The 17,641-nt window shown below is 34.0% G+C and carries 14 protein-coding genes and 1 CRISPR repeat array; of the genes, 3 read left to right on the forward strand and 11 right to left on the reverse strand.

Annotated features, from left to right (window positions below; all coding sequences use genetic code 11):
- Window positions 1-31: 31 nt before the first annotated feature.
- Window positions 32-3,545: a CRISPR direct-repeat array (repeat unit 30 nt; unit sequence GTTTCAATTCCATAAAGGTGCGATTGGAGT).
- Window positions 3,546-3,744: 199 nt separating this feature from the next.
- The 8 genes from cas2 to MJQ71_RS19280 form a co-directional block, all read right to left on the reverse strand.
- Window positions 3,745-4,023, reverse strand: coding sequence for a CRISPR-associated endonuclease Cas2 (gene cas2 / locus MJQ71_RS19245; RefSeq protein WP_238808567.1), 279 nt, complete (start codon window positions 4,021-4,023; stop codon window positions 3,745-3,747).
- A gap of 86 nt (window positions 4,024-4,109) precedes the next feature.
- Complete coding sequence (cas1b, locus tag MJQ71_RS19250; protein ID WP_238808568.1) at window positions 4,110-5,114, reverse strand: type I-B CRISPR-associated endonuclease Cas1b; 1,005 nt, start codon at window positions 5,112-5,114, stop codon at window positions 4,110-4,112.
- A gap of 92 nt (window positions 5,115-5,206) precedes the next feature.
- On the reverse strand, window positions 5,207-5,749 hold the full coding sequence (cas4, locus tag MJQ71_RS19255) for a CRISPR-associated protein Cas4 (protein WP_238808569.1): 543 nt from the start codon (window positions 5,747-5,749) through the stop codon (window positions 5,207-5,209).
- Window positions 5,750-6,916: an ATP-binding protein gene (locus tag MJQ71_RS19260; protein WP_238808570.1), complete on the reverse strand. Its 1,167-nt coding sequence runs from the start codon at window positions 6,914-6,916 to the stop codon at window positions 5,750-5,752.
- Between the two features lie 59 nt (window positions 6,917-6,975).
- A complete protein-coding gene (gene cas3 / locus MJQ71_RS19265; RefSeq protein WP_238808571.1) occupies window positions 6,976-9,387 on the reverse strand; it encodes a CRISPR-associated helicase Cas3' in 2,412 nt (803 codons plus the stop codon).
- Window positions 9,372-10,091: a CRISPR-associated protein Cas5 gene (cas5, locus tag MJQ71_RS19270; protein ID WP_238808572.1), complete on the reverse strand. Its 720-nt coding sequence runs from the start codon at window positions 10,089-10,091 to the stop codon at window positions 9,372-9,374. Before cas5 ends, cas3 begins: the two co-directional genes overlap by 16 nt.
- A gap of 9 nt (window positions 10,092-10,100) precedes the next feature.
- Complete coding sequence (cas7b, locus tag MJQ71_RS19275; protein ID WP_238808573.1) at window positions 10,101-11,042, reverse strand: type I-B CRISPR-associated protein Cas7/Csh2; 942 nt, start codon at window positions 11,040-11,042, stop codon at window positions 10,101-10,103.
- A 29-nt stretch (window positions 11,043-11,071) separates the two neighbouring features.
- Complete coding sequence (locus MJQ71_RS19280; RefSeq protein ID WP_238808574.1) at window positions 11,072-13,186, reverse strand: hypothetical protein; 2,115 nt, start codon at window positions 13,184-13,186, stop codon at window positions 11,072-11,074.
- 332 nt (window positions 13,187-13,518) lie between these two features.
- Between MJQ71_RS19280 and MJQ71_RS19285 the strand changes: the two genes are divergently transcribed.
- Complete coding sequence (locus MJQ71_RS19285; protein WP_238808575.1) at window positions 13,519-13,725, forward strand: hypothetical protein; 207 nt, start codon at window positions 13,519-13,521, stop codon at window positions 13,723-13,725.
- Between the two features lie 78 nt (window positions 13,726-13,803).
- Here MJQ71_RS19285 and MJQ71_RS19290 read toward each other — a convergent pair whose 3' ends face one another.
- Together MJQ71_RS19290 and cas6 are read right to left on the reverse strand one after the other, a co-directional pair.
- Entirely contained in the window at window positions 13,804-14,736 is a 933-nt protein-coding gene (locus MJQ71_RS19290) for a helix-turn-helix transcriptional regulator (protein ID WP_238808576.1), read from the reverse strand.
- Between the two features lie 42 nt (window positions 14,737-14,778).
- On the reverse strand, window positions 14,779-15,591 hold the full coding sequence (cas6, locus tag MJQ71_RS19295; protein WP_238808577.1) for a CRISPR-associated endoribonuclease Cas6: 813 nt from the start codon (window positions 15,589-15,591) through the stop codon (window positions 14,779-14,781).
- A 682-nt stretch (window positions 15,592-16,273) separates the two neighbouring features.
- Between cas6 and MJQ71_RS19300 the strand changes: the two genes are divergently transcribed.
- Together MJQ71_RS19300 and MJQ71_RS20920 are read left to right on the forward strand one after the other, a co-directional pair.
- On the forward strand, window positions 16,274-16,423 hold the full coding sequence (locus MJQ71_RS19300; protein WP_238808578.1) for a hypothetical protein: 150 nt from the start codon (window positions 16,274-16,276) through the stop codon (window positions 16,421-16,423).
- Entirely contained in the window at window positions 16,410-16,538 is a 129-nt protein-coding gene (locus MJQ71_RS20920; protein ID WP_290370196.1) for a hypothetical protein, read from the forward strand. The genes MJQ71_RS19300 and MJQ71_RS20920 overlap by 14 nt, the downstream gene beginning before the upstream one ends.
- A 430-nt stretch (window positions 16,539-16,968) precedes the next feature.
- Here the strand turns inward: MJQ71_RS20920 and MJQ71_RS19305 are convergent, their stop codons facing one another.
- The gene (locus MJQ71_RS19305; protein ID WP_238808579.1) at window positions 16,969-17,475 is read right to left on the reverse strand and encodes a VOC family protein; all 507 of its coding nucleotides are present in this window, start codon (window positions 17,473-17,475) and stop codon (window positions 16,969-16,971) included.
- Window positions 17,476-17,641: the final 166 nt, after the last annotated feature.

Genomic DNA, 17,641 nt, shown 5'->3' on the forward strand with positions numbered 1-17,641 from the left:
AAATTCCAAGAACAAATTGCAGAAAAATTGTATTTCAATTCCATAAAGGTGCGATTGGAGTCCGACTACAGGTTTTTTACAGGCTAAAATAGCATCATTTCAATTCCATAAAGGTGCGATTGGAGTTACGCAATTTTTGAGAGCTTCTTGACAGGCATCAAATTTCAATTCCATAAAGGTGCGATTGGAGTCTTGCACAGAAGCCGATACTTTGGCTATCAAAGAAGATTTCAATTCCATAAAGGTGCGATTGGAGTATCCTGCTAAAATTAGCTGTTCAATTTTCCAAGTTTATTTCAATTCCATAAAGGTGCGATTGGAGTCACACTCAACTTCAAATCCGCCATCTCCTTATCACTATTTCAATTCCATAAAGGTGCGATTGGAGTAAAATATCAACAATTAACTCCTCCGTTTCAGGGCTATTTCAATTCCATAAAGGTGCGATTGGAGTAATTTAGCTGATTATCAACACTTTGTGGGTTTTGTGATTTCAATTCCATAAAGGTGCGATTGGAGTATTTCCATCTTTGTGCATTGTAAACTTAAAATTGTTATTTCAATTCCATAAAGGTGCGATTGGAGTAATGAAGGATTGAACGCTAAAAAGATGCAAGAACTTATTTCAATTCCATAAAGGTGCGATTGGAGTTCTTGAATTTATACTTTCATAAAGACTGTCGTTTATATTTCAATTCCATAAAGGTGCGATTGGAGTGAGCAAACAACAACACTTACTGCAAAAGCATGATATTTCAATTCCATAAAGGTGCGATTGGAGTCAACGTGATATCGGAACGCTAGAATTGCCGTCAACTGTTTCAATTCCATAAAGGTGCGATTGGAGTTAAACGAGGTTGTGAGGGATGGATGGGAATAGCCTTGTTTCAATTCCATAAAGGTGCGATTGGAGTAAATATTCTACCTGCTGTTTCACCCGAAACTAGCGGGTTTCAATTCCATAAAGGTGCGATTGGAGTTCGTTTTGGCAGTTATTATTTCAATGATAATGTTATGTTTCAATTCCATAAAGGTGCGATTGGAGTCATAATAACATACTTGCCTTCAGGAAGTGAAAAGTCGTTTCAATTCCATAAAGGTGCGATTGGAGTAGGGTTATTGTGCATACTCATTATGATTCGATTTAGTTTCAATTCCATAAAGGTGCGATTGGAGTTAATTTTTCAATTACAAGCGGTCTTGGTGGTGCAAAGTTTCAATTCCATAAAGGTGCGATTGGAGTGCGTAATAGTGTGCTTGAATTTAGCTTCGATGTATTGTTTCAATTCCATAAAGGTGCGATTGGAGTTTCAATCTCTAATCTCAATTCTTTTTCTAAAGCACTGTTTCAATTCCATAAAGGTGCGATTGGAGTATGCGAGACGTGCAGGTTTTAAGAACGCTTTACACAGTTTCAATTCCATAAAGGTGCGATTGGAGTAACAAAGAGTTGTATGGGAAAACGGTTGATGACCGTGTTTCAATTCCATAAAGGTGCGATTGGAGTAAGTTTTTTCATAGATAAATTGTTTAGGTTTTTAAAGTTTCAATTCCATAAAGGTGCGATTGGAGTTAATTCGTTGAGCTGCATATTATCCATGAGAGCATAGTTTCAATTCCATAAAGGTGCGATTGGAGTTACTCTACCATTTCTTGACAAATAATTGACAAATTGTTTCAATTCCATAAAGGTGCGATTGGAGTCGTGCAATTAATAAAAAACGTACCTAATGAATCAATGTTTCAATTCCATAAAGGTGCGATTGGAGTAATATCATTCATAATTAAAAAGTGTTTATTCTCCATTGTTTCAATTCCATAAAGGTGCGATTGGAGTAATTGTAGGGGCTACACGAATATGGCAAAATACTTCGTTTCAATTCCATAAAGGTGCGATTGGAGTCTGTCTTACCACCTTCGTAATTTCTACCGCTACCTTGTTTCAATTCCATAAAGGTGCGATTGGAGTGAGTTTGGTAATGTAATGATTTCAAAGTGCGAACAAGTTTCAATTCCATAAAGGTGCGATTGGAGTTGTTGTTCTATTGCTTAACTTATTTCTTTGAATGTTTCAATTCCATAAAGGTGCGATTGGAGTACCTTCGCCATTTGTATAGCGTGGAAACGAGTAAAGTTTCAATTCCATAAAGGTGCGATTGGAGTATTGCCGTAATACTCAAAATTTTCCGTGTATGTGGTGTTTCAATTCCATAAAGGTGCGATTGGAGTTCGGGTTTAGGCTCATTAGATTTTGACCCTAATCCAGTTTCAATTCCATAAAGGTGCGATTGGAGTTTTTAGTTTATACCCATTCAGCCTTTGTGCTGCTTGGTTTCAATTCCATAAAGGTGCGATTGGAGTCATTTACGATTTTCAATAAAATAAAGTGGAAAATAGTTTCAATTCCATAAAGGTGCGATTGGAGTACAACTTCCATGCGTTAGGAAAACTATCATCGTGTTGTTTCAATTCCATAAAGGTGCGATTGGAGTAAAGCAAAACTTTTATTAAAATTAGCTTTTGAAGCGTTTCAATTCCATAAAGGTGCGATTGGAGTAAATTCGCTTTTCGAGCGTATCCAAGTCTTTTTCGAGTTTCAATTCCATAAAGGTGCGATTGGAGTCAGCCTTTAATGATGGTTTTGGAGGTAGAAAAAGTTGTTTCAATTCCATAAAGGTGCGATTGGAGTCCTTTTGCTCAAATGTCATTTCGTCGAGTATAAGAGTTTCAATTCCATAAAGGTGCGATTGGAGTGTGCCTTTTTAACTTGCTCATCGTCTTTGCCATTGTGTTTCAATTCCATAAAGGTGCGATTGGAGTTTTTTCAGATTCTATATCGGAAATAAATTTATTACGTTTCAATTCCATAAAGGTGCGATTGGAGTGATACAATCTTGCTTTTTCAGCAGATTCATAATTAAGTTTCAATTCCATAAAGGTGCGATTGGAGTACAATTCGATTAGGTGAGACAGTAACAAGTCCTGACGTTTCAATTCCATAAAGGTGCGATTGGAGTGGAGTTGAAGGCTACAACCACACCACACGAACAAACGTTTCAATTCCATAAAGGTGCGATTGGAGTGTGAAGGTCGAGTGAAGTTTTTGTGACCTTCAGTAGCGTTTCAATTCCATAAAGGTGCGATTGGAGTTACGGTTGATTCCAAAATATTGAGTTGCATACTGTTGTTTCAATTCCATAAAGGTGCGATTGGAGTATCGTAAAAAACCAATGTATTTTCCCCTATCTCTTGTTTCAATTCCATAAAGGTGCGATTGGAGTAACATTGATAGACTCATCTCTGCTATTGTTACTGATGTTTCAATTCCATAAAGGTGCGATTGGAGTTCTAAGCCCACTATCTTCATTAAATTTATAAGCAACGTTTCAATTCCATAAAGGTGCGATTGGAGTGTGGCTGTTGTAGGTGAAAAGATAGGGCTTGCAACGTTTCAATTCCATAAAGGTGCGATTGGAGTCCTATAATAATACGACCGTTGTACTAAACTCCGTTACGTTTCAATTCCATAAAGGTGCGATTGGAGTCCGTTTGAAAAACGGCCTTGCAGATGCAAAGAAAGCGGTTTTTGTACCCAAAAACAAGCAAAAAAATCGTCGAACTTCAATAATAGGTTTTTACTGGGAGTTCGACGACTGCTGATTATCAATGATTTATATCTATTTTTATTGTTTTCCATGATGTTAAAGAACAATATTTTATGAAATTTTTAAGTTCGACAACATATTACAAAAAATTATTAGTCATCATACGTTCTACACCTATCACTTCTTTATCAAGCCATCGTTCATCTCGGCTTTTAAAAATAATGATGCTGTCTGTTTCTTCATTCATAATTTTTCGAGCAATATAAAGCATTTCTTTTAATTTTACTTCGGTTATTTCTCCCTCAAAAACCGAATTCTGAATCCAATTTAAGTATTTTCGGCAATGTTTTAGCATCTTACCAACCCTTTTTTCTCCACCATTTGCCGACGCAATATCGTAAACAAGAATTATATACATTGAGTAACTATTTTATTTGAGATTCAATAATCGAGATAATTCAGCATTCGGTAGTTGAGCGGATTGGTCAGCCGAAGCAGTCGAAACTACCAATTCATCTTAAAAGGCTTATATTCTTCAATCCCAAGCAAATGTTTGCTCAGTTTATAACATTCCAACTTCACCAAATGCTTATAGCTAACATTTCGCCCTAAACTCCTATGCTTAAACGTTTCCTTTAATTTATCTTCAAAAGCCTGTGCAAAGGTCTTCCGTGCCGAATCTTTCATCACACAACGATTGAGTTCTTGTCTGAAATCAGAGGCTTGAATCTGCTTTTTGTTTAGCAAACTAAATATCGTGCGGTCAACTAAAATGGGTTTAAAAATTTCGGCCAAATCAAGAGCCAACGAATAACGTCTGTAACCTGGTTCGTGCAGAAAACTTATTGTTGGATTGAGTTGTGTATGATAAATCTGATCGAGACACAGCGTATAACACATCATATTTCCAAACGAAATCAAGGCATTTACTTCATTATTGGGTGGTTGTTTGGTGCGGTTTCCCATCGAAAAATCATTGATTATTACATCGTAAGCTTCGTAGTAAGTCTGACGAATATTTCCCTCTAAACCCATTAGCTCATCAATTTGGGTAGAATCTCCAATTTTTAGTATATAATTCTGAATCGCCGAAATTTGCTTTCCTACTTCTTTTTGTCTATTTTGATAATATTGCAGATTCTTCAACATATTATTTGCTCCTCCTTGCACAAATTTCTGAGCAACTACTATCCGCTTTTTATTTGACAAATAATACTTTGTTTGTTCAACCTGCATTTTGCCCGCCAGCAAATACTCTTTTGGCATAAACGAACCCGTATAATGCTCATAATAATCAAAGAAATGTACTGAAATATAGTGTTTTCCCAGAAAATTATACATCGCCGAATTGGCATCCAGCGAACCAAAACAATAAATATTATCAATTGTCTCAACGGGTAAATAGCGGGCTTGCCCTTCATTGCCATTTTCATCAACAGGCAAAAACCGCAGCGTATTATCTTGCCGACTCAGTCGACCAGGGTTAAACAAATAGTACGTTTTTTTCATTCTTTTAAAAGTGCCAACAGTCTTAAATATTCCTACAATGCATCCGTTAAAATAGTATTAAATACTGTTTTCAAATCTTGTACGCTGTATCATTATTCTTCTCCGCTCCAACAAAAATCAAAATAGGAACATTTACTACATTTTGATTTGGGTAGGGTAGGAGGACAACTTTCGAGCGAAATAATCTCGGTCGCTCTCAAAATCGAACTTTCTATTTTTTTCTCGTCTTCTTCATTCAATTCCACTCGTTCAGTTTGACGTAATTTCGGGTACTCAATTTGCCCGTAATGAGCCATGACATTGTTTTTACGCAACAAATACAAATAAAACTGCACTTGTGCCACATGAGCCAACTCTTTAGCGGCAGATTTCTTGGTTTCGTAAACCACGCCCCGAATCGCATCAAAAAAATCAATCTTTGCGGTGCAAGTCACAAAACCTTTATCAGTAAAAACTTCGGCTGAAATCTCGAGTTCTTGGTTTTTATCTGCTCTTTGCGGGTAGCTCGTTTCACCAAGCAATTTGCCTTCAGCCACAATATCAGATGTATGTTCCATGCGTATTGCGTGGGCGTGCAGCCATAGCTTGCGGTGGCATAAATGCAGATAATTGATAAGAGTAGCGTTGATATTCATCTATAATTTTGGTAAAAAATCCGTCAAAAACTTGCTGAGTGATGTTACCGTAATATTTGCTTCTACTTTATACGTTTCATTAGTTTTTGCAATTATAAAACCTTCTTGGGCATTCGTATCTGCCATTGTTATTCTAAATCCTTTACTGATTTGTGGGGCTAAACTAAATTTAATTTCGATTGCTGCCTTCACTTGGTTGTTATGCTCCAAAATCAAATCGCATTCTGCACCTTGTTGGGTTCTATAAAAATATGGTTTAGCATCAATTAATATATTTTGCATTTCTTCGATGATTTGCTCAATCACAAAACCCTCCCACGATGCACCAACTTGTGGGTCGTCGAGCAGGTTTTTTTCTTGAATAATATCTTTGAAAGCGTGCAGAATACCACTATCACGCAAATAAACCTTGGGTGATTTTACCAAGCGTTTCGGAATATTAACAAAGTAAGGTTGTAGCCGACGAACCAAAAACGCCCCTTCCATTAAATCCAAATACCGATTGATTGTTGGGTGTGTCAAACCCATTGAGCGACCAATACTTTCCGAATTCCACAAATTGCCGTGAACACTCGCCAACATTCGCCAAAAACGCTCAATCGTTTGTGGTTCGGCACTTAGCCCCAACAAAGCCAAATCTTTTTCGATATAGGTTTTGATAAAGTTTTTACGCCAAATCATACTTCCTCTATCCGAGCCAGCTAAATAAGCAAGCGGAAAACCACCTCTGTGCCAAAGTTTGGTTTCATTTTCGTTGCCAACTTCATGGAGCGTAAAAGATGGCAGTTCGATATAACCAATTCTACCTGCGAGAGAATCTGCACTTTTTTTAATCAGTGTTGGCGAAGCCGAACCCAAAATAATAAAGCGACCTACTCGTCTATCAGCATCTATAATGCCCCTAAGTTCAGCCATTAGTTGCGGCATTTGTTGAATTTCATCTAAAATAATGAGCTTATCTTGATGATTTTGCAAATACAACACTGGGTCAGACAATTTCTGCCGGTCAGCCGCCGACTCTAAATCAAGGTAATGAATCGGCTGATTTTTTGCCAAAGCCTTAGCCAACGTAGTTTTACCAACTTGGCGAGGCCCAATGATGCCCACCACAGGAAAAATTGTCAGATATTCTGCCAACAACGGCTCTATATTTCTTATTATTTCCATGAAATCTGTAAATTATATTTTCAATTTTCATGGTAAATATAATACATTTTGATAAGAAATTATAATATTTGGTTATTACTTCCGAGTTCTATTCCTTCTTCAAATGAATAAGATTGATGACTTATTTCAAATAAATCAAAATGCTCATTTAAAAATAAGGGTTTTATTTGCCCTTTTTTCAAACGAATTTGCAAAATTTGTCCAGACATTTGTTTCAAGTGATTCTCTATTTCTATTTTTTTGAGTTTTACTTTTGCGTAATTTTTGCCATCAGTTGCTAAAATGTACTTTAATTCCTTATTTTTCTCTAACAATTGGTCAAACATATCATCTTTTTCATCTTTACTAATATAACATCTAAATTCTTCCCCATAAAAATCTTCATCAATTAGTCTAAATTTGCCGATTTTTTCAAAATTAACGGCTTGAATATCTTTAACAAAATTAAGTTGAACTTCGGGTTTCTTTTGCTCATGTTCGCCAAAGAGTATTTTTTGATTAATTTGATTAAAATAATATTTCTGTACCTCAAAAAGTGCTGTTTCTGAATATTCATTTTCTTGTAATGCCTGTGTTGTATTGTTCAGCAAAAACTTATCTTTTCCTCTGTAAATCAATTCTGCTCTGACCTTTTCTCTATTGAGAAGATTAAATAATACAACTCTACTTTTTTCCAATTTCCCATTTCTATTACAACGCCCTGCCGATTGGATAATACTTGGAAGTATAGCCATATCTCGATAAAGTAAAGGAAAATCAATATCAACGCCCGCCTCAATCAATTGGGTACTAATTAAAATAATTTTTTCATTCTTATTTAATCTATCTTTTGCAATCGCTATTTTTTCTTTTCTATCATTTGGTGTGAAGTGCGTATTGAGTAAGTAAAGTTCTTTATTTGAAAAATGCTCTGAAAGTAATTTGTACAAATCTTTGCTGTCATCAATCGTATTTAAGATAATCAAAACTGACGAATTTTCATCGATAATTTTTTCTTTTAAAACGGCTAATTCTATAATTTCTTTTTCTTGAAAAATAGTATAACGATTAAATAAGTGATGTTTAAAATAATCACAACTCAATAATTCTGACGGATTTTTATAAGAAAAAGGCTCAAAAAGCTGTTTTGCTTCACCATTTGGAATAGTAAAATTTGGCATCGTTGCAGTCGAAACAATTGCATAACTATTATGTGCTTTGCAAAAGGCGTCTAAGTATGCAACAAAAAAACTATATAAACGTGGCGGTAATGATTGAATTTCGTCAATCAAAAAAATACAATTTGAAAAACTCGGCAATTTTAGTAACGTTGCATTTCTATTGCTCATTATTGTTTCAAAAAAACGGACAAAAGTCGTAATGACAAAAGGATAAGCAAAAATATCTTCTTTAAAAAAGGAAGTAATCATGTCTTTATCAACATCTAAACCTTTGTCAGCTTCTTCTTGCAGTTTTTGAAATTCGCTGTTTTCTGATTTACTATCAATACGTTGTACAAACTCATTTCCAAATATTGTTAAACACTCATTTTCAACTTGTTCTGTGATAGATAAAAATGGGATAGCATAAATACAACGCAATGATTGTTTAGTTTCTTCTATAATTGTTCCTGCCAAAGAAAGTAACATCAAAGTTTTGCCTGAACCTGTTGGCGAAGTCAAAGCAAAAACCCGTTCTCCTTTTTTCAAATGCGTTTTCAAATTTATGTTTGCTTCCAAACGAATTTGAGTACGTAAAGTATTGAGTTCTATATTTCCACCTTTTCGTTCTTTCAAAGTTTCTAAATAAACAGATAACTTTTCTTTATAGGATTGACAAAATATACTTACAGAATCTCTATCTAATTGATAATCACCTGCATCTGTTTTATCAGCTTGTATTAAGCAAGAAAAGTCAAATTGCGTTGATAAAAAATAACGTAGAGTATCACTATGTTTTGACTTAAAATTAGAAAAGCCAAAAGTTGTGAAACTTTTCTGCTGATTCACATTTTTTAGAAAACTAAACTCACTAATACTTGCTTCAAAGTGTTTTATAAATTCATTAATTGGTAACGTATTAGTTTCTAAAAACTCAAATAGTTGTTTACATTCATTACTTCCTTCGCCACCAAGTGGAATATCAAAGTTTGGTAAATTGCCATGATGTTTTGCGATAATCACGATTAAGGCTAAAAATTTATAATTAAAATCTTGCTCTCCAAGATACTTTTTAAGCCAAGGTTGGTTAGTCCAATAAAAAGAAAAAATACCAAATGCTGATAAATAAGCATGGTTTCCATAGCCTTTTGGCAGACGTGCAAAAAGTTTATCTTGAAAATTTGGATTTAATTTCCCTAAATCATGAAATATTGCAGCCAACTTCGCTAAAGCAGACGAAGTTAGCTGCATCGTATTATCCATTACACCTTGCGTATGTACAGTTAATTCCTTATGCCTATGTGATTTAAATTCACTTAAATCAACCACCATGTTTCCTTTTCGTTGTTTTGTGAATATTGATAAAAAGCACCTTCTACTTTTATAGCGTTTCCAGCATCTGGATAAATGACTTTTTCGTAACGTTCAGGCAAATTCCAAAAATCATTATTTTGATAAGTAGGTATGTTTTCAAAACCTAATCTGAAAATTTCAGTACCTTCCATTTTTATAGCATGCTGATTAGAAACAAAGCACTTCATTTCAATCTTTTTGCCTTTTTCTTGAAAATATTGAACGCTTCCTTCTGAATTCCAACTCAAATCAGCAGGGCAATTATGCCAACCCAAAACAGGTGTAAAAAATGCTTCTTCTTGCTTTATTGCATTCATAAATTGAGTGAAAATTGCCGCAGATTTATTATCTTCTTTCAAAGCTATTAAAATCTTAAATGAAGGATTTTTTAGAAACTCAAAATATTTAGGTGTGCCACTTTCCCAAGGCTTAAAAGCTGTACGACTTGTAAAACCCCAAGAAATCTTTTTTACAGGTTGTAACAATTCTACGCCATATAAAAGGTCGTCAGAAAGTTGAGGAAATAAACTTTTCATTTCCTCTCTTTCGTAGCCCAAAACTGCACCAATCATACCAATTAAAGCTGTTTTGGTAATGAAATCATGTGTTAAAGGATTATTATTGGTTTCTGGTCGCTTGAAATGCCCCCAATTTCCTTTCACAATTATCTGTATTGCTTGCATATTTTGAAATTAAATTGACATTTCTACAAATTTTGGTTTATTATTCAACGCTTTTTTGATACTTTCATCTTCTGTATAATAACGTATTTCTTGAACTTTTTCCAAACTTGCTTTTTCAATCAATGAATCAAGATTAAGTGTAAAATCTTCTGAGCTTCTTAATTGTTCGCCTCTTTTATCGCCTTTATTTAACTTTATTAATCTATCTGCACCATATATTTTGCTATTATTTGCAGCATATACTATTTGAATTAATAACATGGCATTTTGATTGCTTTTGGTACGAGTATTTGCATCATTGATGCTATTCCACAAAGCATTAAACATTATTTTTACATCATCTTGTCTCAAACTGGTGTGAATTGCTGACTTAGGGTTAATCCAACCATGAATTTGAACGAGTGCATAGGGAACTATAGTAGTCGTTCCTATTGCACCTTGTTGATTTCCTCCTTTTGATACAAATTGAGATGTGTTTTGGTGCATACGCATATCAACTTCATTCAAAGATGGGCTTAATAAACTGAATTGAACAGGGCCTGTTAAATTTACAGCATCGCCTTCTTCGGTTGAAATACCGCCAAATAAACGCACATCAATACATTGAGTTAACAATTTTAATGTGTCAATTACTTTTTCAGTTTTTGCACCTTTTTTTACTTCTTTCATTACAATTTCATTATTTGCAAATTCCTTTTTCAAAGATTTGACACGACCAGCAGCACCACTTTCATTACCTTCAATATTTGATTTATCATTCCAAACAAAAACTCTCTCCCCATTACTTAGAAGAAAATCACGTATAAAACGCTTAATACGCACATCACTAACCAAAATCTTTTTGGTTTCTTCATCATAACGTTGTTCACCAGTGAACGGGTCTCCATTAGGAATTGAATAGGTACTTTCGTACAAAAATAGAATTTCAGACTTTTCTGTTATTATTGACATAATGTGTTGATTTTTAAGTATTAATGAATTTATATTTGAGTTTCACTTTCTAATGAAATAAGTAAATTTTGAAGATTTGAAATTGCTTCGGATTGCTCTTTGTTGTCTTTGTGTTTATCAATCAAAAGCTTTAAATCTTCGTCAAGAGTTCGCTTTCTATTAATTTTGAAATAACTTTCAAAAAAGCCAAAAGCACATTCATTTTTATCATAAGAGCCTTGGTATTCTTTGATAAGCTCAGCCAAATCTGTACTGATTTTTCTTGTATAATTGACCTTTTCGTGCATAATGAGCTTTTGCTCAATATCATTTTTGAAGTCAATGAAATCTTCCAATCTTCCAATGCGACGAGTAAGATTTCCAACATAATTTTTTTCAAATGACTTTATAGGAGAGCTTTCCCCTGCAAAGTTACGAGCCATATCTCCTAAGAGTAAGCCCATTTTGTAGCTATAAGAATTTAGTATTTTCATATAATTAAATTTATAAATATTTGTATTTTGTATTGATGATAAAAATTCAAAATCGTATTTCAAAAAATTATACTTGTTATCTCCTTGTCTTACAGAATACTCCGTGTTTTCAATAAAACGAGGTAGCAATAAATCATCCTGATGATACGTTGCCGAATATATTTTTGGCAAGGTTTTTAATAAATGAGATTGGTATTTGGCATTTGTTTTAAATTTCACATCGCCTTTGTTATCTGTTTGCCCAATGCCGAGAATATTAGAAAATGCCCAAGTTGTGTTTATCATTTTTAATTCTTCTTTGACATAAGATAGCTCTCGTTTTCTTTTATTAAAAATTTCGCTTCCAATTTCTTTAATGCGATTTTTTATAATTTTTAGACTACTTTTTTGAATTCCTGAGAGTTCAATTAAATCAACATCTGGCGAAGTTGCTCCCCCTTTTTTAGTAAAAATCACATCAAACTTTACTATATTTTCGCAATCCGTATAATTTTCACCTTCATTCATAATAAATAGTAAATCGTCGGAAGCATTATTTTTATTATTTATACTATCCTCACGTTTACTTCGCATATCTTTTGAAAACTCATCATAATCTTTTGCTACTAAGTTTTCTCCAAGAGGTAAAATGATAATCTTTATATCTTCCACTCCAAAACCTCTACTTGCATAATCAATAGCATAAAATAAATCGCTCACTTCTCCTTTATCAAAAGCACCTGATTTATATTTTTTTGCATTAGAAAAACCAGGAAATTGAATGTCATTTTTTCCATCGCCTGAGCAAAGTGTTTTATAAAGTGTTTTATTAAAGACATATTTCTCTGTATTTTCATCAATTTTTACTTTTTCAGCAAAAGCATCAATAAATATTTCATAAATAATATCAAGAATTTCATTGGCTTCATACCAGTATTTTTTATTTAATGCTGTCGCTGAAAAATCAAAATGCAAAAAACAATTACAGCTTCTGAGACTCAATAAGTTCTCTTGATATTTATCATTATCTTTTATCAATTCCCAACTCAATTCTTCAGTAGTTATATTATTATCTGATATAACTTTAAGTAATTTCTTTTTACCATTAGTATCTGTATTAAATTGTTCAAAAATAATTTTAACAGTCTCAGATTTTAAACTTTCAACGTTACCCAAGTTGATTTCTTTCAAATTATTAGCCCTTAATTTCTTTTCAATTGCAAGTGCATTATATAGAAGTGTTTCAATTTGTAACCTCTGTGTTTCATAGCTTTTTCTAAATGTAGCAATCACCTCATGATTATGAAATTTATAAATCGCATTACTTTTAAGCTTATCTAATTCTGCCTCTTTTTCGGAGAAATCTTTTTTATTAGCTTCTAAGTCAGCAATTTTTTTTGATATTTTTTCAAATTCTTCTTTGATTTTTTTATCATAAAATGTAATCCAATTATCAAAAGAACTATTGTTATCTTTATCACCCAATTCAGTTTTATATCTTAATTCTTTTCCCTCAATTACTTCATAATGGACATCTCCCCAAAGAAATTTTTTAGGAGAAGTGTCATTATCCGACATCTTAAAATCTAATTGATACAATTTGGTATCTGTTATTTTTGTTCCTATAATGTTTTCATCATCAATAATTGAAATATTATCAAAATCAAAGCTAAAATCTTCTTTTACAGGCAAATTCAGTCGAAAAACAACATTTTTATCATTATCCAATGGACAATTTTTAATGTACTTGAAATACTTCAATCCATTATCAGATTTTCTAAAAGCATTTCCAATTTTTAATACTGTATCTAAACTCATACGTTTATATTTTTTTCAAATTTAATAAAATAAATATACCATTAGTTATTTTATTTGTGAATATTTTCAATATATCATATCTTTGTAAAAGATGATAGAGAATGGAATTGAAATTTAGTTATTTTGTTTGTTTCTTAAACAAACCCCAATCGCACCTATTCTATCATTTTTTTATAATTAAACTCTTTACTTTTTTTACGAATAATATGGATATTTTCAGACTATACTCAAAAAAAGAAAACTCTAACACTTCAATCGTTTTTGACGATAGCTGCTTCGACAACATTAAAGGTAAAACTTTATCTACCGAACGAAGTCAAGAAATTGAAAATTTACTTATGCCAAAACTCATGGCTGCATTTGAGGAACTGAAAAAGACAAATCCGTTATTTCAGAAGAAAAATCAAAGGTGATATTCATAACTTCATTGGTTGTTTGATATTTACGTGTCAAATATTACTCCTCAGAGGGGGCATTATATGCCCCACCCCTTAATTTTCTAAAAAATTTATTCTGCCAATGTGGGCTTTTATATGCTCAATGAGGCTTTCGGGTTCTACAATCTCGATGATGTGCTCGTGATAGCCCAAAATAAAATTGGTCAGTCCGAAAAAACGTTCATTTACTTTGCATTCAAAGTCAAAAACTCCCGCTTCATCGGCAGACGGTTGTAAATATGCTTGTGTCAATGGAAAACGTTCAGTGAGTTCGTTATAGCCACCAACTTTTAGTTTGATATGTACTCGCACTTGGCGGTCGTTCACAATTCTGAAAGGGTCGGTTGCCGTTACATAATGCCGAGTTTCATAAGCCCAGTCGAGTTTTTGCAGCTCTACACGCTCAATTCTCGAAATTCGGAAATGCCTAATTACCTGTTTATCAGTATCAAAGGCGTGCAGAATATCTTCTTTTGTGCTTACCGAAAAAGGCTCAACCATGCGGTCGGTTACATCGCTACTATTGGTCGAACGATAATTGATAAGCTTCACCACTCTTTTTTGCTGCTTGGCTTGTTCGAGCAAATTGGCCTTTGTCAGAAATGTTTTTGAAAACAAACTACTACCCAGCTTCGACACATCATAAGTTGTTTCGAGTTTTTCCCGAATCTTTTCCAAACGTCGGTCGCTGGCATTTGCTTTTACGAGTGCATCAAGCAAAAAATCTTTTTCGGCTTCCGTAAAAAACAAAACATCTTCCAAAAACTCCATTGATTTGTTCGGCACAATTGCATAACGATGTTTTTCATCGGGTTTTACCATAAAATCGGCATCACGGAGTTCGTTGAAATCTTTTTTTATAGTATCAGGATTTACGCCATATTTAGTGGCTAACATCTTACGCGTATGATGGTAGGGGCGTTCGAGCAAATCTTTCAAAATAGCCAATAACCTGTATTTTGGACTATTATCATGAAATACATTCATTGGAAAGTATATTATTGGTTAGTGACGATTGTAAGTAAAAGTTTATTTGCCGACAACTTCGCAACAGCCAAAGCCATTGGCGGAGTGTTTGCCGAAACCGCCAAAAAATCCAACTTCCAACACTTCGGCAGGAGCCGATACTTCAAAACTAAAATTGGTGAATGCTCTTACTTTGGTTTCGCTGGCTTTGTCTTGTTTGATGGCCACCAAACGGCTTTTAAGTTTATCTTTTTTGAGTAAGTGAAATTTTACCAATCGAGCTGCCGTTTCAACATCAACTTTCATAGCATTGGGGTTGACGCTATTGTATTTTTCCATCAGATTATATGCAAAATAAGTAGCAAACTCTGGGTCTTCGGGGCTTAGGTATTCATCTTTGCCATCTGTTTTTTTGCGGGCAACCACAATAGGCGAGATGGTTTGTAGTGTAACAGTTTGGTTGTCAAAGTTTTCGTTGGGCAATGATTCGATTCGCTCAATATTGAAACTTGCTCGATAGGTATTATCATAAATATTGACAGTCTGATTTCGGAAGAGTCCGACAATGAAATCTTCGGCAGCTTTATCAATATAAAACGAAACCAAAACCTTTATTGGCTCATCGCTTAGTTTCATATAACTATCGCCAGACTTGATGGGTTGAGCCAATCGGGTAATTTGAAAATTGGAGAAAGTGAAATGTTTAAAGTTTTTAAGAGAATGATGAACTTGATAGCCTTTTTGGTGCAGAAACTCAGCGTATTGTTGGTCAGCTTCATTCAAACGGCCATAAACCCAAGCCATAAAAGGGTATTGATAATTGAAGATGAGCAGTTGTTTATCGGTAAATGGTCTTAATGTTAGTATGAATCTCATAGCAGTTTATGGGGGTGGAATAGTGTTTCGATGCAAGTAATAGTAAAGGATAGAATCAAACAAGATTTATGTAATTTATTTATCTTACGGTAGATTGCAATAAACACGTAATCATTTTTATTAACAAATGGCATAAGTTAGCGTCTGTTCACGAAAACATCGATATTATGTGTAAACAGTCACTTCTTATGTAATGGGAATAGGGTTAAATCTTTCAATGATAGATGATATTCATAAACGGGGCGTAGTTATTTGCCTTATTAAATCATGCCTTACATCTAATTATTCATTAACAAGTATACACTACTTATAGAAGATTTTCTCGAAGTTTTTTGATACCACACATTTTCCGCCTTCGCTCGAAAAACATACATTTCGTGGGCGAGGTGTTTATTGCCTTGAGGGCAAAGTGGTAGAGGAATTTGGATTTCCGACCTATGAATTCATAAAAAATATATTTGGAATTTTCTGACTTTTATGCTGAGAATAGAAAATTATATTCAATGTTTGTTTTTTCCTCTTTTATCATTTTCATTGCTATACTTTATTTTCAAAATTTATCAAATCAAAGAGGGTCATTCTTGTTTGATTCTTCCTACGAATATTAACATCTCCCGTTTTTTAACAGCAATTTATCAAGTAAGAGTTGTTAAACTATTTTTGTTCAGCTATAAACGGACGTATGTGTCTGAATGAATTTTTGATTTTGAGTAAAATTTTACTATCATTGGTATTGCTCTGGCCAATTACAGATTCTCAACCAATTAATGGCTTATTACTTGCCATCGCTCAAAATGCAAATACAACCGACTACGAACTTGAATTATTTTGAAGGTGCAGTGATGAAAACTGGAAAAACCATTGAAAAAGAATTTATCCAGGGCTTTGATTTCTTTGTAGAGAAAAAAAACAACTCAGCCCAAAAGCAAGAAATTGAGATTTTATAAATACAAATAGCTACCCAACGCTAAGAATACAACAACGAAGTCGTGCGTATATCGAGAAAGCTGCATAGTATCGAATCGGAGCTTCGTACTGGTAATGCAAATTATGCTCGCATGAGCGATTACCAGAAAGGTACTTGGCAGCATGAAAATAAAAATTTAGCAAGTCAGATTAAGAACCTTAGAACGTGAATTAGACAGAAAGCCCTCTTTAAACTTGGAAGACGATTTGAAGCGACTGGAAGGTTTAAAAAAGGCTTTGAAAACTGACGAAATAAAGGTCAGTGGAAATTTTATGGTTTGGGAGAGATAACGTTAAAGTGTTTATGAAGTTGTGGCATTTCAAAAACTTCAGTTTCAATTAATCACAAAAGCAAAATAGCGATTTATAGTTGAGTGCTTAATGTCCGGACACAATTTTATAAACACACTGTTAGCGGTTCGTGCTTTTGTTTGCAGGCATTGCTTCTATAACGTGTATTTCGTTTCCATCAGGGTCTTTTATCTCGATAGTTTTCGCACCGTAGGGCATTCTGTCAATAATCGGCTGCTTGTATTTGCCTGATTTGTAATCGCTGCTTACTTCCATAAGCCTCTTCAGAAAAGCATCCATAGAAATTACCATAAAACCTAAGTGTACAAAACCTACATGTCTTGGTTCTGAAGATACGTCACTGATAACTTTAGTGGTGTCGTTGACCCACTGTGATAAATGGAGTTCAATACCCTCACCAACTCTCAACCATTTTACAATGTATTGAGGGCTTGGAGGAAAGGGATACGGTATGGTGTCTACCTGAAAGACTTTGGTGTAAAAAGCTACACTACTTTCCAAGTTCTGCACATCCAATAGAGTATGATTATACCAGGAAGCATTTTTTTGTGCAAATCCAGAAAATGTCGTTAAGACAAGAAGTAGAAAAGTAATGTGTTTTATCATTGATTTATGTTTTAATTGTTCTATAAATGAAGCGAGGGAATTGCATGACCGCTAACGACCGAGTATTGCTGCAGTTGGGGTATTGACCAACTGTCTGCTCGGTACTGAAGCTAAATTTATTGACTAAAATTGATATTTAGAAATAATGACCAACAGAATTCCGTCC

Origin of the sequence: Emticicia aquatica (assembly GCF_923079645.1) — a bacterium.
Classification (GTDB): domain Bacteria; phylum Bacteroidota; class Bacteroidia; order Cytophagales; family Spirosomataceae; genus Emticicia; species Emticicia aquatica.

Bases quoted from the DNA above. Each gene is read 5' to 3' on its own strand.
- cas2 (WP_238808567.1), bottom strand. From the start codon at position 4,023: ATGTATATAATTCTTGTTTACGATATTGCGTCGGCAAATGGTGGAGAA.
- cas1b (WP_238808568.1), bottom strand. From the start codon at position 5,114: ATGAAAAAAACGTACTATTTGTTTAACCCTGGTCGACTGAGTCGGCAA.
- cas4 (WP_238808569.1), bottom strand. From the start codon at position 5,749: ATGAATATCAACGCTACTCTTATCAATTATCTGCATTTATGCCACCGC.
- MJQ71_RS19260 (WP_238808570.1), bottom strand. From the start codon at position 6,916: ATGGAAATAATAAGAAATATAGAGCCGTTGTTGGCAGAATATCTGACA.
- cas3 (WP_238808571.1), bottom strand. From the start codon at position 9,387: ATGGTGGTTGATTTAAGTGAATTTAAATCACATAGGCATAAGGAATTA.
- cas5 (WP_238808572.1), bottom strand. From the start codon at position 10,091: ATGCAAGCAATACAGATAATTGTGAAAGGAAATTGGGGGCATTTCAAG.
- cas7b (WP_238808573.1), bottom strand. From the start codon at position 11,042: ATGTCAATAATAACAGAAAAGTCTGAAATTCTATTTTTGTACGAAAGT.
- MJQ71_RS19285 (WP_238808575.1), top strand. From the start codon at position 13,519: ATGGATATTTTCAGACTATACTCAAAAAAAGAAAACTCTAACACTTCA.
- MJQ71_RS19290 (WP_238808576.1), bottom strand. From the start codon at position 14,736: ATGAATGTATTTCATGATAATAGTCCAAAATACAGGTTATTGGCTATT.
- cas6 (WP_238808577.1), bottom strand. From the start codon at position 15,591: ATGAGATTCATACTAACATTAAGACCATTTACCGATAAACAACTGCTC.
- MJQ71_RS19300 (WP_238808578.1), top strand. From the start codon at position 16,274: ATGTGTCTGAATGAATTTTTGATTTTGAGTAAAATTTTACTATCATTG.
- MJQ71_RS19305 (WP_238808579.1), bottom strand. From the start codon at position 17,475: ATGATAAAACACATTACTTTTCTACTTCTTGTCTTAACGACATTTTCT.